At 48.1% G+C, this 24,306-nt stretch carries 25 protein-coding genes and 13 tRNA genes; 9 read left to right on the forward strand and 29 right to left on the reverse strand.

Features of this window, described 5'->3' with window-relative positions; all coding sequences use genetic code 11:
* Window positions 1-11: 11 nt before the first annotated feature.
* The 5 genes from ACTTK7_RS09170 to ACTTK7_RS09190 all read right to left on the reverse strand — a co-directional run bounded on the left by ACTTK7_RS09170 (window position 12) and on the right by ACTTK7_RS09190 (window position 4,510).
* On the reverse strand, window positions 12-281 hold the full coding sequence (locus ACTTK7_RS09170) for a hypothetical protein (protein ID WP_462867609.1): 270 nt from the start codon (window positions 279-281) through the stop codon (window positions 12-14).
* 1 nt (window position 282) lies between these two features.
* Complete coding sequence (locus tag ACTTK7_RS09175; protein WP_462867611.1) at window positions 283-939, reverse strand: lytic transglycosylase domain-containing protein; 657 nt, start codon at window positions 937-939, stop codon at window positions 283-285.
* Between the two features lie 134 nt (window positions 940-1,073).
* Window positions 1,074-1,439 (reverse strand): YlbF/YmcA family competence regulator, encoded by a 366-nt coding sequence (locus ACTTK7_RS09180; protein WP_462867612.1) that lies wholly within the window; start codon window positions 1,437-1,439, stop codon window positions 1,074-1,076.
* Window positions 1,440-1,532: 93 nt separating this feature from the next.
* The gene (locus ACTTK7_RS09185; protein ID WP_462867614.1) at window positions 1,533-2,672 is read right to left on the reverse strand and encodes a DUF445 domain-containing protein; all 1,140 of its coding nucleotides are present in this window, start codon (window positions 2,670-2,672) and stop codon (window positions 1,533-1,535) included.
* Window positions 2,673-2,710: 38 nt separating this feature from the next.
* The gene (locus ACTTK7_RS09190; RefSeq protein ID WP_462867616.1) at window positions 2,711-4,510 is read right to left on the reverse strand and encodes an AMP-binding protein; all 1,800 of its coding nucleotides are present in this window, start codon (window positions 4,508-4,510) and stop codon (window positions 2,711-2,713) included.
* Between the two features lie 104 nt (window positions 4,511-4,614).
* On the opposite strand from ACTTK7_RS09190, the gene ACTTK7_RS09195 reads away from it, so the two are divergent.
* The 6 genes from ACTTK7_RS09195 to ACTTK7_RS09220 all read left to right on the forward strand — a co-directional run bounded on the left by ACTTK7_RS09195 (window position 4,615) and on the right by ACTTK7_RS09220 (window position 8,877).
* Complete coding sequence (locus ACTTK7_RS09195) at window positions 4,615-5,238, forward strand: NAD(P)-dependent oxidoreductase (RefSeq protein WP_462867618.1); 624 nt, start codon at window positions 4,615-4,617, stop codon at window positions 5,236-5,238.
* An 81-nt stretch (window positions 5,239-5,319) separates the two neighbouring features.
* Window positions 5,320-5,889 carry a LemA family protein gene (locus tag ACTTK7_RS09200; RefSeq protein ID WP_462867619.1) on the forward strand — a complete coding sequence of 190 codons (570 nt, stop codon included), beginning with the start codon at window positions 5,320-5,322 and terminating at the stop codon, window positions 5,887-5,889.
* Between the two features lie 340 nt (window positions 5,890-6,229).
* Entirely contained in the window at window positions 6,230-7,462 is a 1,233-nt protein-coding gene (locus ACTTK7_RS09205; RefSeq protein WP_462867620.1) for an aminopeptidase, read from the forward strand.
* A 31-nt stretch (window positions 7,463-7,493) separates the two neighbouring features.
* Entirely contained in the window at window positions 7,494-8,312 is an 819-nt protein-coding gene (gene pdxK / locus ACTTK7_RS09210; RefSeq protein ID WP_462867622.1) for a pyridoxine/pyridoxal/pyridoxamine kinase, read from the forward strand.
* A 43-nt stretch (window positions 8,313-8,355) separates the two neighbouring features.
* On the forward strand, window positions 8,356-8,583 hold the full coding sequence (locus ACTTK7_RS09215) for a hypothetical protein (protein ID WP_022793756.1): 228 nt from the start codon (window positions 8,356-8,358) through the stop codon (window positions 8,581-8,583).
* A 21-nt stretch (window positions 8,584-8,604) separates the two neighbouring features.
* Window positions 8,605-8,877, forward strand: coding sequence for an acylphosphatase (locus ACTTK7_RS09220; protein WP_022793755.1), 273 nt, complete (start codon window positions 8,605-8,607; stop codon window positions 8,875-8,877).
* A gap of 50 nt (window positions 8,878-8,927) precedes the next feature.
* Here the strand turns inward: ACTTK7_RS09220 and ACTTK7_RS09225 are convergent, their stop codons facing one another.
* The 5 genes from ACTTK7_RS09225 to ACTTK7_RS09245 all read right to left on the reverse strand — a co-directional run bounded on the left by ACTTK7_RS09225 (window position 8,928) and on the right by ACTTK7_RS09245 (window position 15,643).
* The gene (locus ACTTK7_RS09225; RefSeq protein WP_462867624.1) at window positions 8,928-9,752 is read right to left on the reverse strand and encodes an arylamine N-acetyltransferase; all 825 of its coding nucleotides are present in this window, start codon (window positions 9,750-9,752) and stop codon (window positions 8,928-8,930) included.
* 72 nt (window positions 9,753-9,824) lie between these two features.
* Window positions 9,825-11,564, reverse strand: a complete 1,740-nt coding sequence (locus ACTTK7_RS09230; RefSeq protein ID WP_462867625.1) for a phospho-sugar mutase — start codon at window positions 11,562-11,564, stop codon at window positions 9,825-9,827.
* Window positions 11,565-11,733: 169 nt separating this feature from the next.
* Entirely contained in the window at window positions 11,734-13,422 is a 1,689-nt protein-coding gene (locus tag ACTTK7_RS09235; RefSeq protein WP_462867627.1) for a glycerol-3-phosphate dehydrogenase/oxidase, read from the reverse strand.
* Window positions 13,423-13,574: 152 nt separating this feature from the next.
* Entirely contained in the window at window positions 13,575-15,071 is a 1,497-nt protein-coding gene (gene glpK, locus ACTTK7_RS09240; RefSeq protein WP_462867629.1) for a glycerol kinase GlpK, read from the reverse strand.
* A 26-nt stretch (window positions 15,072-15,097) separates the two neighbouring features.
* Window positions 15,098-15,643: a glycerol-3-phosphate responsive antiterminator gene (locus ACTTK7_RS09245; protein ID WP_462867630.1), complete on the reverse strand. Its 546-nt coding sequence runs from the start codon at window positions 15,641-15,643 to the stop codon at window positions 15,098-15,100.
* Between the two features lie 118 nt (window positions 15,644-15,761).
* On the opposite strand from ACTTK7_RS09245, the gene msrA reads away from it, so the two are divergent.
* The gene (msrA, locus tag ACTTK7_RS09250; RefSeq protein ID WP_462867632.1) at window positions 15,762-16,319 is read left to right on the forward strand and encodes a peptide-methionine (S)-S-oxide reductase MsrA; all 558 of its coding nucleotides are present in this window, start codon (window positions 15,762-15,764) and stop codon (window positions 16,317-16,319) included.
* A gap of 57 nt (window positions 16,320-16,376) precedes the next feature.
* Here msrA and lepB read toward each other — a convergent pair whose 3' ends face one another.
* Window positions 16,377-16,931 carry a signal peptidase I gene (lepB, locus tag ACTTK7_RS09255; protein WP_462867634.1) on the reverse strand — a complete coding sequence of 185 codons (555 nt, stop codon included), beginning with the start codon at window positions 16,929-16,931 and terminating at the stop codon, window positions 16,377-16,379.
* 185 nt (window positions 16,932-17,116) lie between these two features.
* Between lepB and ACTTK7_RS09260 the strand changes: the two genes are divergently transcribed.
* On the forward strand, window positions 17,117-18,988 hold the full coding sequence (locus ACTTK7_RS09260; RefSeq protein ID WP_462867636.1) for a transglycosylase domain-containing protein: 1,872 nt from the start codon (window positions 17,117-17,119) through the stop codon (window positions 18,986-18,988).
* A gap of 12 nt (window positions 18,989-19,000) precedes the next feature.
* On the opposite strand, the gene ACTTK7_RS09265 is transcribed toward ACTTK7_RS09260, so the two are convergent.
* The 5 genes from ACTTK7_RS09265 to queG are packed head-to-tail and all read right to left on the reverse strand — an operon-like array spanning window position 19,001 to window position 22,092.
* On the reverse strand, window positions 19,001-19,558 hold the full coding sequence (locus tag ACTTK7_RS09265; RefSeq protein WP_462867638.1) for a DUF5366 family protein: 558 nt from the start codon (window positions 19,556-19,558) through the stop codon (window positions 19,001-19,003).
* Window positions 19,559-19,573: 15 nt separating this feature from the next.
* Window positions 19,574-19,879, reverse strand: coding sequence for an antibiotic biosynthesis monooxygenase family protein (locus ACTTK7_RS09270; protein ID WP_462867640.1), 306 nt, complete (start codon window positions 19,877-19,879; stop codon window positions 19,574-19,576).
* Between the two features lie 16 nt (window positions 19,880-19,895).
* Window positions 19,896-20,369 carry a tRNA (uridine(34)/cytosine(34)/5-carboxymethylaminomethyluridine(34)-2'-O)-methyltransferase TrmL gene (gene trmL, locus ACTTK7_RS09275; protein WP_462867642.1) on the reverse strand — a complete coding sequence of 158 codons (474 nt, stop codon included), beginning with the start codon at window positions 20,367-20,369 and terminating at the stop codon, window positions 19,896-19,898.
* Between the two features lie 20 nt (window positions 20,370-20,389).
* On the reverse strand, window positions 20,390-20,917 hold the full coding sequence (locus tag ACTTK7_RS09280) for a methylated-DNA--[protein]-cysteine S-methyltransferase (RefSeq protein ID WP_462867644.1): 528 nt from the start codon (window positions 20,915-20,917) through the stop codon (window positions 20,390-20,392).
* 29 nt (window positions 20,918-20,946) lie between these two features.
* Complete coding sequence (gene queG / locus ACTTK7_RS09285) at window positions 20,947-22,092, reverse strand: tRNA epoxyqueuosine(34) reductase QueG (RefSeq protein WP_462867646.1); 1,146 nt, start codon at window positions 22,090-22,092, stop codon at window positions 20,947-20,949.
* 85 nt (window positions 22,093-22,177) lie between these two features.
* Between queG and ACTTK7_RS09290 the strand changes: the two genes are divergently transcribed.
* The gene (locus tag ACTTK7_RS09290; protein WP_462867648.1) at window positions 22,178-22,879 is read left to right on the forward strand and encodes a hypothetical protein; all 702 of its coding nucleotides are present in this window, start codon (window positions 22,178-22,180) and stop codon (window positions 22,877-22,879) included.
* A gap of 122 nt (window positions 22,880-23,001) precedes the next feature.
* Here ACTTK7_RS09290 and ACTTK7_RS09295 read toward each other — a convergent pair.
* From ACTTK7_RS09295 to ACTTK7_RS09355, 13 genes are all read right to left on the reverse strand, one after another.
* Window positions 23,002-23,087: transfer RNA gene (locus ACTTK7_RS09295), tRNA-Leu, on the reverse strand.
* A 14-nt stretch (window positions 23,088-23,101) separates the two neighbouring features.
* Window positions 23,102-23,191: transfer RNA gene (locus tag ACTTK7_RS09300), tRNA-Leu, on the reverse strand.
* 23 nt (window positions 23,192-23,214) lie between these two features.
* A tRNA-Cys gene (locus ACTTK7_RS09305) sits at window positions 23,215-23,289 on the reverse strand.
* Between the two features lie 34 nt (window positions 23,290-23,323).
* Window positions 23,324-23,398, reverse strand: a tRNA-Gly gene (locus ACTTK7_RS09310).
* Between the two features lie 3 nt (window positions 23,399-23,401).
* Window positions 23,402-23,476 (reverse strand) — tRNA-Gln (locus ACTTK7_RS09315).
* A 10-nt stretch (window positions 23,477-23,486) separates the two neighbouring features.
* Window positions 23,487-23,562: transfer RNA gene (locus ACTTK7_RS09320), tRNA-His, on the reverse strand.
* A gap of 24 nt (window positions 23,563-23,586) precedes the next feature.
* Window positions 23,587-23,660, reverse strand: a tRNA-Trp gene (locus tag ACTTK7_RS09325).
* 7 nt (window positions 23,661-23,667) lie between these two features.
* A tRNA-Tyr gene (locus tag ACTTK7_RS09330) sits at window positions 23,668-23,752 on the reverse strand.
* Window positions 23,753-23,757: 5 nt separating this feature from the next.
* Window positions 23,758-23,833, reverse strand: a tRNA-Thr gene (locus ACTTK7_RS09335).
* Window positions 23,834-23,843: 10 nt separating this feature from the next.
* A tRNA-Phe gene (locus tag ACTTK7_RS09340) sits at window positions 23,844-23,919 on the reverse strand.
* A gap of 112 nt (window positions 23,920-24,031) precedes the next feature.
* Window positions 24,032-24,107: transfer RNA gene (locus ACTTK7_RS09345), tRNA-Asp, on the reverse strand.
* A 3-nt stretch (window positions 24,108-24,110) separates the two neighbouring features.
* Window positions 24,111-24,187 (reverse strand) — tRNA-Met (locus tag ACTTK7_RS09350).
* A 12-nt stretch (window positions 24,188-24,199) separates the two neighbouring features.
* A tRNA-Val gene (locus tag ACTTK7_RS09355) sits at window positions 24,200-24,275 on the reverse strand.
* Window positions 24,276-24,306: the final 31 nt, after the last annotated feature.

The following is a 24,306-nucleotide window of genomic DNA, read 5'->3' on the forward strand; positions in this document are numbered from 1 at the left end:
ATTCTTTCAAATTATGATGAAAAATAAGAAGAGTCTTCATCATCATGCCTGCTGTCCGAGCGGTCCGGTATCTTCTTTTGTACAGTGACAAAGCGAAGAGCAGCCATCTCCGGCACGCGGCTGTAATCGTCATAGCAGACCCTTGCTTCCTCCTGATGGAGGGAATAAGCATTCGTATTCGTAATGTGCTGGCTGACGATCCAAAGTGTAGTAATGAGCACGCTTACAAGGAGCAGCCATTCCACCCAGTTTATTTCTGCGAACGTTTCAATAAAAAACAACTTACCCCCCCTCCTCTGCTAAGCGATTTTCTTCAAGATTCACCAGTTCCACTTCTTCATCATATGTGTTGTAATAATTAAGAATATCGTCTACATACCAGTCCGCCTGGTTATATTGGTATATGGCCGGCCGCACCTCACCACCCGCCGCTCCGTTAGACGCAAGAAAGTTCGCCGCCGAGTAAACAGCATCTTCAAGAGCGTATGGATCGGCCCTGCCATCGCCGTCAGCGTCAACACCATAGCCGCCGTATTCATTAATCGTTTCCGGATCGGTTAATTCCTCTTCCGGTATATCAGTACTGCCATTTCCACCGCAGCCTGGATAACTCCATCCTACAAATGTGCATGGCATAAATTGCATATGTCCTATCGCTCCAACCGGGCTTTCCAGGGTTTCCATCGTGGAAAAAACAGTTTCCACCCGGTGAACCGCTGCTAATAGGGTCCACGGAATATCATAATCTTCTCCCGCCTGTTTGTAAACAGAAATATATTCTTTTGGAACTTCATTTTCTGCAAAGTCTTCCTGGGAATTGTAGGTCGGTGTGCCCCCGTCCTGCACTGATGAGGCAATAAAAACAATAGCTGCTGTGAGTAGAGCTGTCACTGCTGTAATTAAGTAAACGTATCGATAACGCCTGGTCTTCGGGCGCACAGCGTCCCCTCCTGTTAACATAACTCGTGGCTAAAGACGAATACTGCCATACTCATTGTAGCATGTTTCAGCCAGAATCTATAACGGGAAGGCAAATAAAAAAACCTCCCCCGTGGCGGGGAAGGTTTTTGTTATTACTGCTGGCCGTTATTTTCTTCCGGTACACCGTAAAGTTCTTCAAGCGGCTCCGTAATAATTTTATTCAGGTCAGAAATAACTGTGCTGAGCTGCTGCTCCTGCTGCATCAGCTTCGAAATAACTTCGTGCTGCTGCACCATTTCAAACTGTTTTTGAGCCTGCGTAATTTCTTCTTCCGAAGGCTGCTCTCCCTGCATTTGTTTTTGCTGAAGTTCAAGCTGTACATTGCGGAAGTTATCGAGCATGCGCTTTGCAACTTCGTCCTGCTCTACTTCGTTATGAAGCTCTTTAAGCTGCTGGAATTCTTCGCTTTCACGAAGCGCACCTGATAATTCGTAAGCCTTGTCATGAATATTGGACATATATAAGTCCTCCTTTAAGATTGTCTGTATGAGCATAACATGAACCGCCAGCAGAATTCATCCATTCCGGAAGAATCAATGGCATTTTTTTATTCACACTATCCACAGCACAACTATTCCCTGTACACAGCCTACGAAACCGCCAATCAGTGCCCCCAGATATGTGATCAGCTTAAATTCCCTTCCGGAGATCGTAAGCAGCATAGCTTCCATCCGGTCTGTCGAAAACGTATCCACCTGCTCTTTAACTACATCATGAAGATGAAGCTGTTCAAACAAATTTGGAAGTCTTCTCGCAATGGAGCCCTGGCCTTTGTTTACTGCTTTTGGAACCCATTCCTCGAGCAATTTCGTTTCATATGCGGGAGCCCATTCCTTTAAAGGCTGCTCGAGCCTATCCATCACGGGCACATGTTTATCAACCGTTTCCACAATGTAATCCACCGCTGCCCGGGAATCCACATAGGCAAAGGCCTCCGCTGCCGGTTTTTCAAACAGCGCTTTTCGCTCCTGCTGCAGCAGTCCGGAAATCATTTTTTCTGTGCCAGGGTCTTCAAAAAAACGGAGCACCTCCGGTTGAATACGGTCAACGAGCCGGTCATTACCGATCATTGTACCGAAAAAATTCATCATTGAGCCTTTTCCTTCTAAAAAACGCTCGAGTAAAAGCGCCAACTGCTGCTTGCCTGCACTTGACCGAAAATAATCACCGGCCTTCACCATTATTAGCTGTGTAAGCTCTTTGGTCATCACTTCCGATTGACGGACCGCGCCGGAGGGCAGCAGTTCTTTAATTGGAGTATCGGCATGACGGCGCTTAGCCTCTTCCCATTTTATGTCGAGCGTCTCTCTTAACGTTTCACGGAGAAAGCCGCGAGCATCGCTCAGACCTGTCCATTTCTCCACATAATCGGATAAGCTTTTCTCAGAATAAAGATACTCTTTCATTTCCAATGTGACCCAGTCATTTAGCTGGCGGGAAAACATGTCGCTGCGGATTTTTGCCTGCAGGCCTTCCGGAGTCAACAGATGGTCTGTAACGACCCGTCCGAGCTGCCCGGCAAGCTCATTACGTCTTTTTGGGATCAGCCCTGGGGTGAACGGCACCCGTACAGAGCCTATGTACACTGGCTTATACGGCCTGAACAGCATCCGGATCGCAAGTGAATTCGTTACTCCCCCGATGGCTGCCCCAATAGCGATCATAATGATAATTGTAATAACTGCGTTCATGGTGATTGCTCCTTTGGCAGTCGTCTATTAGTTAAACGTTATTTCTCTTCGGTAAAAATAAATTCCTCGCGTTCTATGATGAATTCCCCGCGTTTAAATACGCTTCTCCATATTCGTTTATTCACATTATCCGGAGGTATTGAAACTATTTGTATGCTTTTCAGAGGAAACTTTTGCGCTTCAAGCCACCTTTCCGAAAGATCCTGCTTCCAGCCTATAGTACCGCTCCAGCCTTCAGCAGGCGCAATGACTGCCTCTGCACTTCCTCCGTTCCAGCGCAAAAGCGCCGTTTCCACCGAGTCCATGCCCTCAAGCCATTTTTCAAGCGGCAGCAGAGAAACATTCTGCTGCTCCACCTTATTAATGTCAGAATACTCCCCTGCATACGTATACCCTTCCCCGTCATCTATTAAAAATCTCTCTCCGGCCCATACGTCCTTCCACCAGGACCACGGAGAGCTGTCATACTGCATCTGCCCATCAACCATTACCTCCAGGCTGTTCGGCCATGGTTTTTTTACCACTACTCTGCCAGGGGTATGACGCACCGCATATCCTTCGCTGTCCCAGGTATCCATCACCATCCCTGGAAGACGGCTGTTGTATTTTTCAGGATGCACCCTGCGGTCAGGCAGATCTGCAGTAATCATTCCAGAGGCGCGCGCCCCCCCGAAGGCTTTTAAGAGCGGAATTCTTCCCCGGGTTAATACATCCATTACCCATTGCAGGTCGCTCCGCATCCAATCTGCTTCCCACGTCAGTACATATCGCAGCGAATGGAGATGGTATTCCTTCCATTTACTTTGTGTCTGGGAGGAAGCCGTCTGTGCTGACAATGAATCAACGCCGATATGTGTAATGCCGTATGCTTCAATCGTACTGCCGGCATCAGCGCTCTCGTCGTTCCATGAAAACAGGCAGTATTGTCCATTATTTGCAAGCGTTCCGACCATAGCAAACAGCTGCTCAAATCCCCACGCCCGGACTAGCCACCAGACTCGGTCGCCGGGACGGACGTCCCATACTAAACCAATTTCGGTTCCTGACTTCATAAACAAACTGGTATGACTGAGGACGTATCCCTTTACAGGTTCTCCCGGACTCTCACCAAAGAGGATAAGTGCAGCATCAGCACCGTCTGTTTTTTCAGGCCGCTCCTTTTTCTTTCCGGCCGGCATAGTTTCCCATTGCTTATGTCTTGAGGACGGCTCCCCGCTCAATTGAATAGTTTGCGGAGATTCCATACTGAACCTTTCTTCAGCTTCAGCCGTAGAACTCCCCGCACCAACAATGAGCCATTCCGGCTGGAACTGCGCATGAACCTCTTTATCTATTGCCGTTGTCCAGCGGGGATTATACGGACAGACTGCAGCACCGATATACATCAGTGCCATGTAAACCACCGCCGACTGTTTATCGGCCTGGGCCAGCACAGCTGCCCGTCCGCCCTTTTGTACACCGGCTTTTCTAAGCTTTCCTGCAGCTTCCTGCACTTCTTTGGCCAGCCTCTTATATGTCCACTCTCCGCTTTCGTCAATGAAAGCTGTCTGCTCCATCACTTCTTTTGATTTATTTATCAGCTGCTCCGCAGCATTCATTTTTCCTTTGTAAAACCATTCTGCATTCCGTCTTCCATGCGAAAGCTCCACCACATCTTTATAACGTTTGAACCACCGGGTTTCAAGTCGTTTGGATGCCTGCTGCCAAAACCAGGAAACATCAATTGCGGCATGTGTTTTCAGCTCTTCCGTATCACTCAGTCCGAGTGCTTTAGTCCAGTGATAAAGCGCATTAGTTCTCCATTGAACAATAGGGGGTTCCCACGTAGTCCACTGCATCTCTCATAGCCTCCCGACGTTTTTCCTTTTATAGAATGGGAATAGGGGTGTATATCTATTTTTACATAGCTTTTAGATATGTGAAACAAAAAGGAGTGCTTCAAATGAAAATAGCTTTATTTGGCGGAACCGGCCGCACCGGTTCCCAATTTGCATCCATGGCTGACGCTGCCGGGCACGAATTAAAAATACTTGTCCGTTCACCGGAAAAAGCAGGCAGCCTCCCTGCTTCTGCAGAGCAGATAAACGGCGATGCCCTTGATCAGGCGAAAATGAGAAAAACGCTGCAGGGAACAGATGTGGTCGTTAGTGCCCTCGGCACGGATAAACAGAACGTATTGAGCAGTTTCACGCCTCTTTTATTGAAAGAAATGAACGACTTAAGCATTACCCATTTAATTACCGTAGGAACTGCCGGGATTCTTCAGTCGCGGACAGAACCGCACCTTTACCGGTTCGAGTCGTCAGAATCCAAACGCCGGAGCACTATGGCCGCTGAGGACCATAAGGCAGCCTATGAATACATTAGGGAGACGTCCTATTGCTGGACCGTTGTCTGCCCGACTTTTCTGCCGGACGGAGAAAGCACTGCTTCCTGGCGCTATGAAACTGACTATCTGCCGGAAAACGGCACCCGGATCTCCACAGGAAACACCGCTGATTTTTTAATGCATGTATTGGAAAATCACTCTCAATTCTGTAAAAAAAGGATAGGTGTTTGTGAGTAAGGCTGTGTAATTGACGGTACAAACATGCTATACTAATTACCATTATCTAAGTAAAAACCCCGAAAGAAGGAGGGCGGCGATATGAGTATATTCGGTATCATTCTCGGTATTATTATTGTTACTGCTATTATAAGCTGGATTATCGGCTACAATGCCTTAATTAAATATTTAAACTGGGTGGAAGAATCCTGGACCCAGGTGGAATTTCAACTGCACCGGCGGATGAACTTAATTCCTGACTTTGTGGAATCTGCCCAAAAAGCATGGCGTCACAAGCAGGATGAGCTGGAAACGCTGGTACAATACAGAAGCGAAGCGTTATCCCCGGAATCGAGCAGACAGGAGCAGCTGCACATTAACTCCCGCATTGAAGATAATCTTCACGAGGTTTTTGACGCTTCCATGCCTGATGATAAGCAGCTGCAGTCCGAGCTGAAGTCGATGCGTGAGCAGTTTGACGATGCGCAAAATAAGATTATTCATTCTTCAAGCGTGTATAATAATACGATAGATAAATACAATACAAAGATATCATCGTTTCCGGTCAGGTTTGTAGCAGAGCTGCATCATTTTAAAACCCGCAATCCTCTTCCAGGACAGAGTTCTGCTCCCGGGAGCAGTGTTGAAACAAAGACGGAAACATCTGTATAATTCAAATATGCATATAATTATATTTTTTGATTTGAGTTTGTTTCTTTTCCGCTTATCCCCGAAAACAGACGGAGACAGGCTCTCATCGGCATTAGGCCATTATTCATTCTGTGCTACCCTGAACAGGCAGGTTCTCCTGAGATGAATGCATCTTTACCTGTACGATACCTTTTGTACCCTGCCCGGATATTCCGGCAGGGCTTTTTTATGTCTTCAGACTGTTTAAAAAAAGCAGTACACGGCAAAAGAATGATGAATCCTTACGTGTTATAATGATGAAAGACATTTGAGACTACTGTCTTCGTCTAACTAGTACTGTATCAGAAAGGAAGCTTCAGACATGAAAACGTTCGAACAAAAACTTCACAACTACGCAAAACTTGCCGTGGATAAAGGGGTTAATATCCAGCCGGGGCAGACTTTAGTTATCGCAGCTCCGATTGATGCTGCTCCTTTTGTCAGAAGACTGGCCGAAGCAGCATACGATGCCGGTGCAAAACATGTTTACCCTGAATGGGCAGACGATAAATTGACGAAAATTAAATACGAGAAAGCGCCCGAAGAAGCCTTTCATGAATTCCCTTCCTGGCGTGCTGAAAGCAGGGAACAGCTGGCCCGTGAAGGAGCAGCTTTTATCACGGTCAAATCCACCGATCCCGATCTCCTGAAGGGGGTAGACCCCGATAAAATTGCCAATGCGAACAACGCAGCCGGTGCTGCTATGGAAGGGTTCCGGGATTACATTCAGGCTGACCGCGTCAGCTGGCTTGTCATTTCCACGCCTTCTGCAGGATGGGCAAAAAAAGTTTTCCCGGACGAACCAGAAGACCGGGCTATCGATCTGCTTTGGGAACGAATCTTCAGCGCTGTTCGGGCGGACACAGAAGACCCGGTACAGGCGTGGGACGAGCACAACCGTACCCTGCGGGCCAAGGTGGATTGGCTTAATGCCAAAAAATATAAATCACTTCATTATACCGCTCCAGGCACAGACCTTGAAATCGGCCTCCCGGAAGGACACGTTTGGGCCGGCGGCGGCAGCACCAATACTTCGGGCGTTTCGTTCATTCCGAATATGCCGACAGAAGAAGTATTTACCGCTCCGCATAAGGATTTCGTTAACGGCCACGTAACCAATACTAAACCATTGAACTACGGCGGCAGCGTTATCGACCGATTTACGCTGCATTTCAGGAACGGTGCTGTCACGGAAATGGAAGCCGGCGAAGGAGAAGAAACTCTCCGTCACCTGATCAATTCAGATGAAGGTGCTGCCCGTCTTGGGGAGGTAGCTCTCGTTCCGCACAGCTCCCCTATCTCACAGTCCGGCATTTTATTTTTCAATACGCTGTTTGATGAAAATGCCTCCAACCATATTGCACTCGGCAGTGCATATGCTTTTAATGTGGAAAATGGACCGGAGATGAACAAAGAGGAGAAGGAACAGGCTGGTTTAAACACAAGTATCATCCATGTTGATTTTATGATTGGAAATGAGAATATGAATATAGACGGCATTCTTCCCGACGGTACGAAAGAGCCGGTATTCCGGAACGGCGAATGGGCAGAATAGCTTTTCCATCATTTTTTGAAAGGAGATTATTATGAGTCTACCTAAAACGCTGACAATAGCCGGCTCCGATACGAGTGGAGGCGCCGGCATCCAGGCAGATTTAAAAACATTTCAGGAGCTCGGCACTTACGGAATGGTCTCCCTGACTACCATTGTGGCCCAGGACCCTGATAACGACTGGTTTCACCGCGTCTATCCTATCGACACGGCCACGCTCGAAGCACAGCTGGACACAGTGTTAAAAGGGATTGGGGTTCAGGCTGCAAAAACAGGGATGCTCGGCTCAAAAGAAGTCATCGAGCTGGTAGCGAAAAAATTAGATGAGCACCGGATAGAACAGCTGGTGGTGGACCCGGTGATGGTATGTAAAGGCGCCGACGAGCCAGTCAACCCGGAAATGGATGCTTATTTGCGGGACACCCTTGTGCCAAAGGCATTTATTGTGACTCCTAATTTATTTGAAGCCTCCCAGCTTGCCCAGGTAGCCCTGCCGCAATCACTCGAAGACATGAAAGCAGCTGCCGAGAAAATTTATCAGCTCGGCCCGTCCTTTGTTATTATTAAAGGCGGAGGAGAGACCGGAGCAGAGAAGTCAATTGACGTGCTTTATGACGGTAACAGCTTTGAATATATCGAATCTGAAAAGATTAATACGGAGTATACTCACGGGGCCGGCTGTACGTTCTCTGCTGCTATTACCGCGGAGCTTGCAAACGGAAAGAGCGTACGGGAAGCAATTCATACAGCAAAACAGTTCATTCAGGCGTCTATTCAGGATTCCTTCCAGCTGAACGAACATGTTGGTTCTGTAAACCATACTGCCTACCGCCACCGCGCTCCCCAGTCTTAAATATGTTTTCGGCTCCCAGTCCGAAAATAAGCAGGTGACCAAATTGGAACTATTTCAATGCACGAAAAGTGTTTATAAGCACGTCGAAATGGATGTCATCGAAATCTATCCGCCCCAGCTGCTTTTTCGTCACGGCTATATTTACCCGGGCTTTTTTGATGACAGCGGAGTCTGGATGGCTACCGACGAAGAAGACGTGATGCATGTAATCAGTGAGCATCCTTCGCCAGAACAGGACCACTGGTTCCAGCAGCATTTTAAAAAAGTATGAACCACGGGAAGGAGCATGCAAATGAAACGCTATCATGTAGAAGTACACGGAAACGTCCAGGGCGTCGGCTTCCGGCAGTTCACCCAGTCAGAAGCAGTTAAACATAACATTCACGGCTGGGTCCGCAACAAATCAAACGGAGCGGTTGAAATTGAAGCCGAAGGAACGCCCCAGGATATGGACCGCTTTCTTGTCGCAGTACAGGAAGGCAGCCCTTTTTCCACTGTGGAGCGCCTCGAAACGTCCGATCTTGATTCTGTCGACCATAATGAGTCCTTTGACGTCCGCTTCTAATTAAATAAAAAAATGCTCCGGCTGAAATGATCAGCTGGAGCATTTTTTATTTAGAACGCCCAGGACATACGTTTTTCGAGCTGTGAGGCTGCCTGAAGAACCGGCAGGTAATGCAGGCGAAAATCCTCCTGAACCAACCGTTCAAGAGCCGGGAAATCATGTATATACTTTGTCACAGTGGCGCCATTTGCTTTTCGGGCAATAAGCTTATTGTTTTTCAAAGACAGCAGCAGATATTTTTCCGGAAACCAAAGCTGCAGACGCAGCTGGTTCATATACGGCGCTTCCGGGCCGTAAGACCTGCCGACCTTCTCCTGCAGCTCTGCCTCCCCTGCTTCTGTGTCAGGGTCAAACGCCCACGACTCATCCGCCTGTTTTCCGTCTTTCATACGTATATAACGGTACAGCCGTGCCTCTTTCTGATAATGAAATATCAGCTGCTCGCCGTCAAACTTCTTTGAGCGTTCCATCCCCCTGCGAAGAGGGATCGGTTCAAATAACGGGGCGGTCGTGCCTACGTCTGCAAAATAAGGCGGAGACCCCGGCTGGTTTGTTTCCACCCGGACTGACACGTGGTCCTCATTCAAATAAATGAGCCGGGTGGAGAACCCCAGTGCCTCCAGCAACTGTTGAAAGTGGATATTCAACGTATAGCATGTGCCCCCCATCTGGTAGACCTGGCGCCGGTACAAAAATGAATCAACTGACATCGGTGCCCTGTTTTCTGCATTCTCTCCTGCTTCAATTAATTTACCTACGTTTTCAAATGGAAACTGCTGCAGATGGGAGCGAATCAATTTTGTCAAAAACCGAACATTCGGCTGTTCTATTTTCAGCTTCAAAATGTGTAAATAGTCTTCTACCCATGACTGCATGCAAAGCGACCTCCTTTTGATCCGTCAGAAGGCAAAAACAGGCGGTACCTTCTTTTTGCTCTATAGGCTTTATTAATCTCCGAGACGTTCATGCACCATTGCCATAACATCCATTTTCAGCTGAAGAAGCTTTTCCTCTGTCTGCTTGAACGTCTCTCCCTTAACACCGAAATAAAATTTCACTTTCGGCTCTGTGCCTGAAGGGCGAAGACAGAACCAGGATTCATCATCTGTAAAAAACTTCAGCACATTCGAAGAAGGAAGCTGGATAGGTTCTGTTTTCCCATTTTCAAGCAAATACGTACGTTCTCCCGTTTTGTAATCCTCTACTTTCTGAATAGAAGCGTCACTTACCCGCTCAGGCGGCTCGGTGCGGAACGTTTCGATCAGATGATCAATTTGCCCAGCGCCTTCTTTCCCTTTTTTCGTTAAGGAATCCAGCCCTTCCATGAAATATCCATAGCGACTGTAAATATCCATCAGGCCTTCATACACAGTGCGCCCCTGCTTCTTGTGCCACAGAGCCATCTCCGCGATTAAAAGCGCTGCCTGCACCGCATCTTTATCGCGTACAAAGTCTCCGATCAAATATCCATAGGATTCCTCATAACCAAACTGAAAGGCGTATTCTCCTGTTTCATTATAGGTTTTAATTTTTTCACCAATGAATTTAAACCCGGTGAGCGTATCCTCGCATGCCTGACCGTAATGTTCTGCTATAGCCCTTCCCAGTTCAGAAGTGACGATCGTTTTCATTACTATACCGTTTGCCGGAAGGGACCCTGCCTCTTTCTTTTGCATGAGAAGATAATCAAGAAGAAGCGCCCCGGTCTGGTTTCCAGTGAGCACCACAAACTCACCGCTGCTGTCTTTTGCCGCCAGACCAATCCGGTCCGCGTCAGGATCGGTGCCAATCAGTATATCCGCGTTATTGTTTTCACCTACCTGAATGGCTTTTGCAAAAGCCTCTTTTTCTTCAGGATTCGGGCTCTGCACAGTGGAGAATTCCGGATCAGGCGTTAACTGCTCCTCCACTGTCGATACGTTGTGAAAACCAGCTGCAGCGAGTGTCCGCAACACCGGATCCTTCGCTGTTCCGTGCAGTGGGGTGAACACTACATTCAGATCTCTTCCGCTTTCTTTGATCATCTCCGGCTGCAGTAGGATGGACTGCAGCGCTTTATCATAAGCTGCATCAGTTTCTTCGCCCAGCATTACGAGCAGACCTTCCTCCTGCATGTCTCCGCTGTCCTTCACCCGGATTTCCAGCTCATTTTCGACCGATTCCACATAAGTGATCAACTCGTCTGCAGGGCCTGGCGGGAACTGGCCCCCATCTTCACCATAAACTTTAAACCCATTATATTCCGGCGGGTTATGGCTTGCTGTAATTACTACACCGGCAAATGCATAGGTTCTGCGCACCGCAAACGAAAGCTCCGGAGTCGGGCGCAGATCTTCAAACAAGTACACCTGGATACCATGTGCCCCTAGCGTCTGTGCTGTTTCGAGCGCAAACTTTTCCGAATAGTGACGCGGGTCAAACGCAACAGCTACCCCTCTGGATTTTGCTTCAGCGCCGGCATTTTCAATATAACGCGCAAGCCCTTCTACTGCCCTTCGAATCGTGTATGTATTCATTCTATTCGTCCCAGGTCCGATTTCTCCGCGCATTCCCCCGGTCCCAAATGCCAGATATTGATAAAAGTAATCCTCCGCATTTGTTTCATCCAGTTCGTGAAGCTTGTCCTTCCATGCTTCTTCTATAAACGCATGGTTTTTCCATCGATTCCAGTGGTCCGTCCAACTCATATGTATAATCACTCCTGAAGCGTTTATTGTATTTCTCAGTAAATATGCCTGTTACCAGTATATAAGAAAGCACGCATTTCTACCATGGTTTTCCGGCATTCGTTCTTTTCTCCTTTCCAAAACAAAACGCCCGCTCCAGTTAAAGAGCAGGCGTTTTTATGCAATGTCATTAATTTGCTTGTTTTTCCCTGGCTTTCTGATCCTCAACGTCTTCATAAGGCTTCGTCGCATAGGCAATTTCAGACTCAAGCTCTTCAGTGTAGGCTTTTGTTTCTTCTTCGGACCAGTTCAACGATTTTTTCATAAATGCCGTTACCGGTTCTTTCCAGCGCTTCAGCTCCGGCATATCAAAGAACAGGAAGGCCGTTCTTCTGTTCAGGAAGTCAAGCGGCGTAACTGCCATTTCATACTCGAGCGCGTACAACAGCCGTGCAGCAAGCTTTAACGGCATACCGCTGTTTTTCGCTTCTTCAAGGTTCTCTTCGAGCAGCTCGAGCATTTTCAGGCCGTTCGCCCCGTAGAAGCGGAACAGGTCTTCTGTTTCATCTCTGGTCATCCCAAATGCTTCGCCGCGGTACGCTTCTTTAACGGCAAAGGTTTCATAGCCGGAAGACCCGCCCACTTCACCACCGGAAAGCCGGATGTCCTGGGTTGGGCACGGGGCGTGAATATTCATCTTATCAACTACTACGTCGACAATCCGCTCTGCCATTTTGCGGTAGCCGGTCAGTTTACCGCCTGCAATGGAAATCAGTCCGGAATCAGAAATGAAAATTTCATCTTTACGGGAAATCTCAGAGGCTGATTTTCCTTCCTCCTGAATGAGCGGACGAATGCCGGACCAGCTCGATTCCACATCCTCTGCCTTCAGCTTCAGGGTTGGGAATTCATAGTTTGTAACTTCTAAAATATAGTCGCGGTCTTCCCGGGACACTCGCGGCTCTTCCAGATTTGCGCCGTAATCCGTATCCGTCGTGCCTACGTATGCTTTATTACCCCTTGGGATGGCAAAGATCATCCGTCCGTCCGGAGCGTCAAAATACGTAGCCTGGCGGAGCGGGAACCGGCTGAGGTCAAACACAAGATGGATACCTTTTGTATGGTGCAGAAGCTTGCCCTTGTTGGAGCCGTCTACTTTTCTGAGCGTATCCACCCACGGGCCGGCAGCGTTAACCACATGATCCGCATAAATGCGGTGGGTTTCATTATTGATCAAGTCTTTCACTTCTACACCGACCAGTTTGCCATTCTCGTATAAAAGATCAGTTGCTTTGGCATAGTTAACGGCGTCTGCACCGAGCTCCACAGCTTTTTTCATTGCTTCGAGGGTCAGTCTTGCATCGTCCGTACGGTATTCCACATAGACTCCCCCGCCGAGAAGGTTATCCTCGCGAAGCAATGGTTCTTTTTCCAGAGTTCTTTTTTTGTTGAGCATATAGCGGCGCTCGTGCTTGTTTACCTGAGCCAGCCGGTCGTACACCTGCAGGCCAAACGAGGTAGATGTTTTTCCGAGGTTTCCGCCTTTTACAATCGGGAGAAGCATCCACTCCGGCTCAGTTACGTGAGGCGCATTTTCATACACAATGGCCCGCTCTCTGCCTACCTCGGCTACAAGTTTAATTTCAAACTGTTCAAGGTAACGCAGTCCTCCGTGTACAAGCTTAGTGGAGCGGCTGGATGTACCTGCTGCAAAGTCCTGCATTTCAATACAGGCTGTGTTAAGGCCACGGGCTGTAGCGTCCAGTGTAATCCCCGCTCCGGTAATCCCGCCTCCGATAACGAGCACGTCGAGGTGGGTCTCTGTCATATTTTTCAAACGCGCTTTACGTGATAGTGCTGAAAAATGCTGATCTGCCATTCATTTCATCCCCTTTAAAATATCAGAGAGTAAAAAAGACCGCAGATCTCCTCTTCTAGGGTGAAGGGTATCTGCGGTCTCTCTGCATCTCCGACCATTTATTAACTTAACCCAATTGTAATCGCTCTTTCATTCAAATGCAACCGATATGTTTACTTAAACGCACGGGCTACATCAACTGCTTTTTTCCACCCTGTATAGTGTTCTTCCCGCTTTTCGTCTTCCATATGCACATCAAACGATTTTTCGAGCTCCCATTTATCCATAAGCTCTTCTTTGTTTTTCCAAAAGCCTGTAGCAAGGCCTGCAAGATAAGCCGCCCCAAGTGCCGTCGTTTCCAGTACGTACGGGCGCTCCACCCGGACCTCAGCCATATCGCACTGAAACTGCATGAGGAAGTTGTTCGGCACAACGCCGCCGTCGACACGTAATGTTTTTACTTCCATGCCTGCGTCCTCCCTCATAACATCAAGCACGTCTTTCGTCTGGTAGGCGAGCGCTTCAAGGGTCGCCCGGATAAAATGTTCTTTTTCGGTGCCGCGGGTAAGTCCAAATACTGCGCCCCGGACCTCACTGTCCCAATAGGGTGCTCCAAGGCCGGTAAAGGCTGGCACAACATACACACCCTCGCTGTCGTTCACACGCAGGGCATAGGTTTCAGAAGCAGAGGAAGAGTCAATCAGGCGCATGCCGTCCTTCAGCCACTGCACAGCTGAGCCTGCCACAAAAATACTTCCTTCGAGGGCATATTTCACTTTTCCGTCAAGCCCCCATGCGATGGTGGTAAGCAGTCCATTGTCAGAATGGATCGGAGTTTCTCCGGTCTGCATCAGCATAAAGCAGCCGGTTCCGTAAGTATTTTTTACCATGCCCTCATCAAAGCATGTCTGTCCAAACAACGCTGCATGCTGATCTCCCGCAGCCGAAGCGATTGGTATTTCTTCGCCAAAGAAGTGGTAATCCACGGTATAGCCGTATATTTCCGACGATGACTTCACTTCCGGAAGCATTGTTTCTGGAATATCGAGCATTTTCAGAAGCTCCTCATCCCAGGTTAAATCATAAATGTTAAACATCATCGTGCGTGAAGCATTGGAATAATCCGTTACATGGGCTTTCCCGCCGGTTAATCTCCAGATCAGCCACGTATCGATCGTACCGAACAACAGATCTCCCTGTTCTGCTTTTTCCTTTGTTCCCTCAATATTATCGAGAATCCATTTTACTTTCGTTCCGGAAAAGTAAGGATCCAGCAGCAGACCTGTTTTGCTTCTTACCATTTTTTCATATCCCTGCTGCTTTAATTCCTCACAGATAGAGGCGGTCTGCCGGGACTGCCATACTAAGGCGTGATACACTGGTTTTCCTGTGTGTTTATCCCACACCACTGTGGTTTCACGCTGGTTTGTAATACCGATGCCGCTGATCTGCTTTGGAGAAACTTCATAGTTTTCGAGCACTCCGGCAATGCAGCCGAGCACCCCGGACCAGATTTCATTGGCATTGTGCTCCACCCAGCCGGCACGGGGGAAATACTGCTCCAGTTCACGCTGCTCGCTGCCTACAATCTGGCCTTCCTGATCAAATAATATAGCTCTTGAACTGGTTGTCCCCTGATCGATTGCGAGAATGTATTTCTTTTCAGTCATCGTTGTTTCCTCCACTTATCTATTCTCTATTTTGGCCATAGTGATTTTTCCGTCGTCGATATGGCCGATGCCCCTGCGTTCCAGGCGGCAGAAACTTCCTCCTGCGAACGAATCAGACCGCCTGCAATGACAGGTACGTTTTTGTTTTCTGCTACTTCCTTAATCATGGACGGTACAATACCCGGCAGAAGCTCTACCATGTCCGGTTTAATGTCTTCAAGCAGCTTAAAGCTTGTTTCAAGTGCCAGTGAATCCAGTAAAAACAGGCGCTGCACCGTAATAAGATTATTTTTTTTAGCAGTTGTAAGTATTTGCCTGCGGGTGCTGATTAATCCATCCGGGCGGATATTCTGGCATAAAAACTGGGCCGCGGAATCATCATGGGCAAGTCCCTGGACCAGATCTGCATGCAGCAGCACTTTTTTATCTGCCCTTTTGCTTAGCTGCATCAGGCTCTTAAGCTTCGCCAGATGCACATTCAGAATGACCACGTACTGCCCGGAGGTTTTGAGTGCTTTTTCAAACTCTCTTTCATTACGGGCTGCTGGCAGAATTTTTTGGCCGGTAAGCATATCTTCCCTCCTTTATCTGCCTTTCGTGTTCAGGCTTTTTGAATTACGACTGCTTTTTGCTGTGCTATACTTTACACAAATACAAAAAATACTATACAGGTGATGGACGGTGTTCGCAATGACCCAGCAAAACGAGACAAAAAATAAAGAACTGGCAACCTTTGCCGGTGGGTGCTTTTGGTGTATGGTGCAGCCGTTTGACGAGCTTCCCGGCATTATATCCATTACTTCCGGCTATACTGGCGGAAGCGTCGCGCATCCTTCGTACGATGAGGTGAAAGCCGGAACAACAGGGCATAGAGAAGCAGTTCAGATTGAGTTTGACCCCGCGCTGTTTTCCTATCAGCAGCTGCTCGATCTATACTGGCCCCAAATTGATCCGACAGACCCCCATGGTCAGTTTCACGACCGCGGGCCTCAATACCAGACGGCTATTTTCTATCATACCGAAGAACAGCGCCGGCTGGCGGAAGCATCGAGGCAGCAGGTAGAGGAAAGCGGCCGGTTCCGTGATCCCGTAGTTACGGAGATCCGGCCGGCGGAGCCTTTTTATCCGGCTGAGGAATCCCACCAGAACTTTTATAAAAAAGAACGGGAAGCCTATAAAAAAGACCGTGCCCTCTCCGGGCGGGACGAATTTATTGAAGCTCACTGGGACAGTGCTCCCGGAAATTAATAAAAATTATAAGCCATCAAAAAGAGCTTCAGCAGGTCCTGCCTGCTGAAGCTCTTTTTATGGACTGAAGGTGAAATCATCGAGCGGCCAGTACCTGATACTCGCCTCTCCGACAATTTGGTCCTCATCTACAAAACCGACAGCGCTGGCTCTGCTGTCTTCACTACGAGGGCGGTTGTCGCCCATTACAAAATAGCTGTCTTCCGGCACAATCGTTTCACCGGTCACTCCTTCAAGCGTAAAATCCTGGGTGAACTCCCCGCTCGTTTGGTTTTGATATTCTTCTAAGTACGGCTCTTCCTGAGCTTCTCCGTTAACGTATAACGTATCGTCCCTGTACTCCACCGTATCCCCTGGAAGGCCGATCACTCTTTTAATATAGTCACTGTTTTCATTTGCATGAAAAACGATGATATCCGAGCGTTCGGGCTCCGAAAAGGCGTATCCGATCTTGTTGATAATCATCCGCTGCCCGTCTTCCACTGTCGGAAGCATGGAAGGGCCGCTGACCACATAGTTGGCAAACAAGAAGCCGCGCACAATGACGACGATTAAAACGACGACGACGATTACTTTAATCCAATCCCATAATTCTTTTGACCAATTCGTCATTACCGACTTCCTCCGTTTCTATCTGCCTTTTTACTTTAGCACGGTTTCTGCAGACGGGCAAACCGAAAATCCGCGCAGACTAGAGGCATTATATCATATTTATACATATACTTTCTTTTCCTTTTTAAACCTTACAGCTCTCTTTGTCGATATAATAAATATCCTTAAGCGAAGGAATTACATACATGAGAAAACTTTTAGGACTTCTATGGATACTGTTGTTTATCATCGGCGGGGCAATCGTTTCCTGGCTGTTTGCAAAAGAGATGAGCAGCACCCAGGCTCTCTCTTCTTTCCTCGAGGAGCAGATTAACGTCTCCGGCGTGCCCATTGCCCAGAACAGCTACGTGACCGACCGGCAGGGCAGTCAAATTGCTGAATTTCAACCCGGGGAAAATCGGAGGTACGTCTCCCTTAGCCATTTTCCTGAACGTGCAAGAGCTGCTTTTATTGCCACGGAAGATCAAAAGTACTATGAGCATCAGGGCATTGACCCTTTAGGCGTTGTCCGGGCTCTTATAAGCAATGCCGGCAGCGGAGGTATTGAAGAAGGCGCAAGTACTATTACCCAGCAGGCAACAAGAAATATTTATTTTAACCATCAGCAGACATATGAACGAAAGGTTGCCGAAGTGCTGTTTGCCTATCAGCTTGAACAGACCTATACAAAAAATGAAATTCTGGAAATGTATATGAATACTATTTATTTTGGCGAAGGGATTTACGGATTTGAAACGGCAAGCCGCTCTTATTTTGGCAAACCAAGCAGTGACCTCTCGCTTGCACAAACAGCTTTTCTGGCTGCCATTCCGGCTAATCCGTCCTACTATCACCCCATTGATCATCCGGACCATACCCGGGAGCGGCAGCAGTGGATCCTGGATAAAATGGAGGAGACCGGTGCTGTAACTGCTGAGGAAAATTCACGGGCCGCGCAGGAAACTGTCTCTGTAGAGCTGCAAAAAAGCAAAGCCAACCCTTACCCTGACTACACCGATTATATAAAATATGAATTCAGGCAGCTCGTTGCACAAAATGAAGGCTGGACTGAACAGATCAGCCAGGCAGCGGGAAGCGAAAAAGAAGCTCTTTCCGAAGAGCTTAGCGCACGAACAAAACAGCTTCTCCAGTCCGGCATTACTATCCATACCGCCATGGATGCTGAGCTCCAGACCATGCTCACAGAAAAATCCCGCTCCTACTGGCAGCAGCGGGGCATTGAAGGAGCCGCTGTCATTGCTGATCACGAGGCCGGCGCTATTACAGCAATAAGCAGCGGCGCAGATTACCGGGAACATGAATTTAACAGGGCCTTCCAGGCTTACCGGCAGCCAGGCTCAATGTGGAAGCCGCTGCTCGTCTACGGACCCTACCTTGAAGAAAAAGAGCGCTCTATTAACGACCTGGTTTCCACAAGGAAGTACTGCGCAGCCTCCTATTGTCCCGAAAATGAAGGCGGGACAGCAAAGGATAGGGTAACGATTGAACATGCCCTTGCCTTTTCCTACAATACCTCCGCCCTTCGTCTCATGCATCAAACTGGACTGGAATCTTCCTTTCACTATCTTGAAAAATTTGAGTGGAAAAAATTAACCCCGGAAGACAGGCAGTACGCCGCCGCTCTCGGCGGTATTGAACACGGGGTCTCCCCGGTAGAATTAACGAGTGCTTATACCGTATTTTCCAGCGGCGGCACGTATGATCCGCCGCGCGCTATCACTTCTGTTACGGATGCAGATGGAGAGATTTTATTTGAGTGGGATACGAAGAAAACAGTTGTATGGTCTCCGGAAACAAATGACCAGATGCGTGAAGCCCTTCGCACCACTGCCGCTTCAGGCACGGCTTCAACCCTGAAAGATTTTGAAGACGTCAGCGGGAAAACCGGTACATCAAACAATACTAAAGACAGCTGGTTTGCCGGCTATGACGACCGATATACCATGGGAGTCTGGCACGGATACGATGATCCCCAGCCTTTAAACCCTGAAGACAGTGCTCTCTCCTTCTGGAAAACGATGTACCCCTTGCTTTACGAAAAAAGCGGACAGCCTTAGCCGTCCGCTTTTTTATACTGGCAAGCTATGTAGAAAACTATTGTACAGCCGCAGGCCGGCGTACCCTGCACCAAAAATAAAAAGCCCCCAGAAAGATAGATGAAGAAACAAAAAACCAGCCACTCCGGCAAAACGGAGAGAAGGAGCCAGGCGGATGATCAAATAGACAAAGGACGCAAGCGTCGCTCCTATGAAAAGCCCTCCAAGTACATAGAGATGAGCAGTAAGAAACAGCGATACGCCCCCCGCTATTAAATAAATCCATGCGCAGCTCTGAAGATAGGAGCGGATATCTCCTTTTTCTTCACTCAGAAAAAATAACAGTGACAGCCCCATCATCGTGTCTGAAATTAATTTTAATGCAGCAATAATCATAAAAAACGCGAGCATCAGCACAAAAAGCATGGTCAATTTAATGCCACTGTCTGAGAAAAATTCTAGCATTCCCTGATAAATGCCGGCTGATTCTAAAAAGGCGGCAATATACTGCTGCGACCAAATGCCAAAGGATAAGCAAAAAAATAAAATGGCAAGAATCGGAAAGTGACTGGTTAAATAAGCATTTCTCATCACAAGTCCCCGGGATTAGCTGGCATGGATTACGCTAAATTGGCGGATCTGGTTACCGGTAGCAGCACTCTCTCTTTTCTCCTGTCCTCCTGCACGATGAGAAGACTTAAATGAGTCACTTTCGAGCCAGTTTTCAAAATCTTTCTTAGTTTCCCATTTGGTAAAAACGAGCTGTTTTCCGTCTTCGGTCGTTTCGTCTAAAAACAAAAATTCCAGACATCCCGGTACATGGTTCATTTTTTCAGCGCTGGCACCGAAGCGTTCCTGGATTTGTTCCTTCGCTTCTGCTGGTACCTCAAGTTCATTTATAACAACGTACATCCTGATCCCTCTTTCATTATTGTAATTGTGGAAATGCCTGCTGACGGAGTGCCTCATATACTAAAATAGCGGCCGTATTGGACAAATTCAAGGAACGGACTTTATCATTCTGGGGTATCCGTATGCACTTTTCCTGATACACTTCTGTCACATATTCCGGCAGACCGGTTGTTTCACGCCCAAACACAAAAAAATAATCTTTAGCAGGGTCTGAATAGTCATGCACGGCATACGACGACGAGCCTATTGTTTCTACAAAGAAGAACTCCGCTTCCGGATACGTGTTCATCCATTCTTCAAGTGAATCATAATAGTGAATCTGTACATTCGGCCAGTAATCACAGCCGGCCCGTTTCAGCATCCGGTCTTCCGTGGAAAAACCAAGCGGCCGTATCAGATGCAGGTGGGTGTCCGTCCCTGCGCATGTTCTTGCGATATTTCCGGTGTTCGCCGGTATTTCTGGTTGAAATAATACTACATGTAACGCCAAGTCGCTCTCTCCTTCTTTTCCTACCGCGAAACTGCCTGCGCTTTTTCTAATGCGAGCAGGGCTTCTTTCACGTGCACGCCGCTGCCAAAGCCTACCATTTTTCCATCTTTTCCAATAACCCGGTGGCACGGAACGATTATGGAAACTGGATTTTTGTTGTTAGCCATACCCACCGCCCGAAAAGCCTTCGGGGAATCGGCCTCTGCAGCAATTTCTGCATATGATTTTGTCGTTCCGTAAGGAATGCTCTGAAGCGCCTGCCACACTTTCTTTTGAAAAGCCGTCCCCCTCATATCGAGCGGTACGGTAAACGTCGTTCGTTCATCCGCTGCATATTCTTCGAGCTCCCGGAAGACTTCATTATGCACCGGATGCAAACCTTTCCGCAGCACGCATGAAGCACCGATATGCTTTTTCAGCCAAAGCTTTATCCGGTCTTCATTTTCCTGCAAAGAACCGAAGTGCAGCATACAGACACGAGCTTCATATAATACTACGGTCACTTCACCGATACCATCGATTGCTTGTGATGCAGCCCAAGCCTCCATGAAGACCCTCCTTATTACGTTTTCTTCTATTATACTCGTTCCGGGGAGGTTTTATCCAATGCTTTTGTGATCTCTTCAAGCACTTCTGCCTCTTTTTCGCTGTTGTTAGCGCTGTACAGGGCCTCCAGCCCTTCCTCTGTAGGCATTTCTCCCAGAGCCCAGGCGCAGGCACCGCGAATAACCGACCGCGGATCGTTTTGGAGCAGCTCGATAATCGTTGGTATAGAGGATTTTTCTTTCATATGGCCGAGGGCAATCAGCGCATTACGCTGAATTGGTTTCTTTCCTCTCCAGGAGCCTGCAATATACCCGAATTTTTCTTTGAATTCTCTGTTGGAAATGGTTAATAAAGGCTCAAGCAGCGGCTTGACGACTTCCGGCTCGGGTTCAAACTCTGGATGATTATGAAAATCCACACCTTTATTTTCCGGGCACACCTGCTGACAGGTGTCACAGCCGTATAATCTATTGCCTAGTTTATGGCGGTAGCGATCCGGCAGGGCTTCCTTCGTCTGCGTCAGATAAGCGATACATTTTTTCGCGTCGAGCTGCCCCCCCTGGATCAAAGCATCCGTTGGACATAAATCCACACAGCGGTTGCACGTGCCGCATTGATCCATCAGTGGGGTATCCTCAGGCAGGTACAGTGTTGTAATCATTTCGCCTAAATAAACATACGAGCCGAATTCAGGGGTGATAATGGCACAGTTTTTGCCACTCCATCCAATCCCGGCACGCTCTGCAACCGCCCGGTCCGATAGTTCACCGGTATCAACCATGGATTTGCACTCGGCCCCGGGCACCGTTTCTTGTATAAAGGCCTCTAGCTGGTTTAATTTATCCCGAAGAACGTCATGATAATCCTTACCCCAGGAGGCCCTGCAAAATTGGCCCCTGCGTGCTCCCGGACGATTTTTTGGAGCCTCCGAAAGCTTCGTCGGGTATGCGAGGGCAATAGAGATAATCGTTGTTGCTTCCGTCAGGAGCAGCTCGGGGTGCGTTCTTTTTTCAATGTCGTCTTCTTCAAAGCCCGACTGGTAGTTCAGCCGCTGCTGTTCCTTCAGCCTCGCTTTTAAAGTCACAAAAGGAGAAGCAGAGGCAAAGCCTACTTTATCGATACCGATAGACTCTGCAAACACCTGAATCTCCTCTTTTAATTCCTCTGCCGTTCGCATGGACGGCCCTCCTTTATAAATCGTTTCGCCGGAGTCTGTAAAAGTGATATGATACACTATGAGCTAGACACAAAGGGGGATGTATATGATCAAAGACATTTCTATTTCTTCTTCTGTTTTTAAAATTATTCCTTCTTTTCAATGCGGCGTCAACATCTACCGTGACATCGTTATTGATGATTCCCCGGGGATGCTTCGAGGGCGGGTGGACTTCTTTCATAAACAAATCCAGATGGACCTGCTTGATCAGTCTGTCTATGACTATACAGGTGTTCGGCAGTGGCAACAAATATTAGAACAGGCAGGACTTATCGACCGGTCTCTTCCACCTCTTCACGAGCAGCTGTACAAAAACCTACAGGACGATAATACCACTCCCTCAGAGCATTCCGGTGAAGACCTCATTCATTTTTTTAACCTTCAGTATGAAACCCCGATTATATTAATCGATGCAGATACTGTCTTCGATTATGTGAAAATCGGCTTCGGCGTTGAACAGGATGAGCTTAAGATCAGTGAAGATCATGTCCATCCGATGTACGGGCAAATTATAGCCAAGGACCGCAAGAAAACATTGGGCTCATTAAGCGGGCCAAGTCTTTACAGCCGGACCAGTCGTTCAACTACGACAGCAATACAATTAACCTTTATGCGGCCCCAGCTTTCCAAAGAGTCTGCTGCTGAACTCACCAAGGCGGTCGGGGACATGTTTACCCAAATACATGGCGGCACTTCAGAAAGCCGACTTCTGCGGGCAGCTTCTCCTGTTTGGGAGTTCTCCTCATGATTATAAAAAAAGTCTCTCCTTTTTTAAAAAGGAAAGACTTTTTCTTTATAGTCAGCTTCTGCATTTAAAATTAAACATAAAAATAACGTTTCCCTCTAGAAACGTCTTTCTGACTCGTTAAATGGTAGCGAAGGTGGGACTCGAACCCACACGTCCAGAGGACACTTGATTTTGAGTCAAGCGCGTCTACCGGTTCCGCCACTTCGCCGTCTAACTGAAAAATGGTACCGAGGGCCGGACTCGAACCGGCACGGTTGATGACCAACCGCAGGATTTTAAGTCCTGTGTGTCTACCAATTCCACCACCCCGGCAGGCGTTTGCTTCTCTTAAATAATGGAGGCGGTACCCGGATTCGAACCGGGGGATAAGGGTTTTGCAGACCCGTGCCTTACCACTTGGCTATACCGCCATTCCAGAGAATGGCTCAATGTTTATGTTAATAATGGAGCGGAAGACGGGATTCGAACCCGCGACCCCCACCTTGGCAAGGTGGTGTTCTACCACTGAACTACTTCCGCAATTGGCTGGGCTAGCTGGATTCGAACCAGCGCATCACGGGACCAAAACCCGATGCCTTACCGCTTGGCTATAGCCCATTATCCAATATGGGGCGATTGGTGGGAATTGAACCCACGCGTGCCGGAACCACAATCCGGTGCGTTAACCACTTCGCCACAACCGCCATATGAACATAACACATTAAAAATGGCAGGGGTAGTAGGAATCGAACCCACATTGGCGGTTTTGGAGACCGCTGTTTTGCCATTAAACTATACCCCTGTATAAGTGGTGGAGGGGGACGGATTCGAACCGCCGAACCCGAAGGAGCGGATTTACAGTCCGCCGCGTTTGGCCAACTTCGCTACCCCTCCACATATGGTGCCGGCCAGAGGACTTGAACCCCCAACCTACTGATTACAAGTCAGTTGCTCTACCAATTGAGCTAGACCGGCGTTTTTTAAATGGTGGCTCGAGACGGAATCGAACCGCCGACACGAGGATTTTCAGTCCACTGCTCTACCGACTGAGCTATCGAGCCATACTGTGTGAGTGCTTTGCTTTCATAAAACTCTTATTTCGAGTGAAATGTTTACGACTCGAATGAAATTATACCTTATTCATTTTGTTTGTCAATATGAATAAAAGTAAAGTGGCGGGCCTGACGGGATTTGAACCCGCGATCTCCTGCGTGACAGGCAGGCATGTTAACCACTACACCACAGGCCCTATTGGTTGCGGGGGACGGATTTGAACCGACGACCTCCGGGTTATGAGCCCGACGAGCTACCAGACTGCTCTACCCCGCGATATATAATGAATGGTGGAGGATGACAGGATCGAACTGCCGCCCCCCTGCTTGTAAGGCAGGTGCTCTCCCAGCTGAGCTAATCCTCCATGTTGGTGACCCGTACGGGATTCGAACCCG

The sequence above is a fragment of the Marinococcus tarijensis genome (genome assembly GCF_054971385.1).

Coding starts and splice junctions, on each gene's coding strand:
- ACTTK7_RS09180 (WP_462867612.1), bottom strand. CDS start 1,439: ATGTCCAATATTCATGACAAGGCTTACGAATTATCAGGTGCGCTTCGT.
- ACTTK7_RS09185 (WP_462867614.1), bottom strand. CDS start 2,672: ATGAACGCAGTTATTACAATTATCATTATGATCGCTATTGGGGCAGCC.
- ACTTK7_RS09190 (WP_462867616.1), bottom strand. CDS start 4,510: ATGCAGTGGACTACGTGGGAACCCCCTATTGTTCAATGGAGAACTAAT.
- ACTTK7_RS09195 (WP_462867618.1), top strand. CDS start 4,615: ATGAAAATAGCTTTATTTGGCGGAACCGGCCGCACCGGTTCCCAATTT.
- ACTTK7_RS09200 (WP_462867619.1), top strand. CDS start 5,320: ATGAGTATATTCGGTATCATTCTCGGTATTATTATTGTTACTGCTATT.
- ACTTK7_RS09205 (WP_462867620.1), top strand. CDS start 6,230: ATGAAAACGTTCGAACAAAAACTTCACAACTACGCAAAACTTGCCGTG.
- pdxK (WP_462867622.1), top strand. CDS start 7,494: ATGAGTCTACCTAAAACGCTGACAATAGCCGGCTCCGATACGAGTGGA.
- ACTTK7_RS09220 (WP_022793755.1), top strand. CDS start 8,605: ATGAAACGCTATCATGTAGAAGTACACGGAAACGTCCAGGGCGTCGGC.
- ACTTK7_RS09225 (WP_462867624.1), bottom strand. CDS start 9,752: ATGCAGTCATGGGTAGAAGACTATTTACACATTTTGAAGCTGAAAATA.
- ACTTK7_RS09230 (WP_462867625.1), bottom strand. CDS start 11,564: ATGAGTTGGACGGACCACTGGAATCGATGGAAAAACCATGCGTTTATA.
- ACTTK7_RS09235 (WP_462867627.1), bottom strand. CDS start 13,422: ATGGCAGATCAGCATTTTTCAGCACTATCACGTAAAGCGCGTTTGAAA.
- glpK (WP_462867629.1), bottom strand. CDS start 15,071: ATGACTGAAAAGAAATACATTCTCGCAATCGATCAGGGGACAACCAGT.
- ACTTK7_RS09245 (WP_462867630.1), bottom strand. CDS start 15,643: ATGCTTACCGGCCAAAAAATTCTGCCAGCAGCCCGTAATGAAAGAGAG.
- msrA (WP_462867632.1), top strand. CDS start 15,762: ATGACCCAGCAAAACGAGACAAAAAATAAAGAACTGGCAACCTTTGCC.
- lepB (WP_462867634.1), bottom strand. CDS start 16,931: ATGACGAATTGGTCAAAAGAATTATGGGATTGGATTAAAGTAATCGTC.
- ACTTK7_RS09260 (WP_462867636.1), top strand. CDS start 17,117: ATGAGAAAACTTTTAGGACTTCTATGGATACTGTTGTTTATCATCGGC.
- ACTTK7_RS09265 (WP_462867638.1), bottom strand. CDS start 19,558: ATGAGAAATGCTTATTTAACCAGTCACTTTCCGATTCTTGCCATTTTA.
- ACTTK7_RS09270 (WP_462867640.1), bottom strand. CDS start 19,879: ATGTACGTTGTTATAAATGAACTTGAGGTACCAGCAGAAGCGAAGGAA.
- ACTTK7_RS09280 (WP_462867644.1), bottom strand. CDS start 20,917: ATGGAGGCTTGGGCTGCATCACAAGCAATCGATGGTATCGGTGAAGTG.
- queG (WP_462867646.1), bottom strand. CDS start 22,092: ATGCGAACGGCAGAGGAATTAAAAGAGGAGATTCAGGTGTTTGCAGAG.
- ACTTK7_RS09290 (WP_462867648.1), top strand. CDS start 22,178: ATGATCAAAGACATTTCTATTTCTTCTTCTGTTTTTAAAATTATTCCT.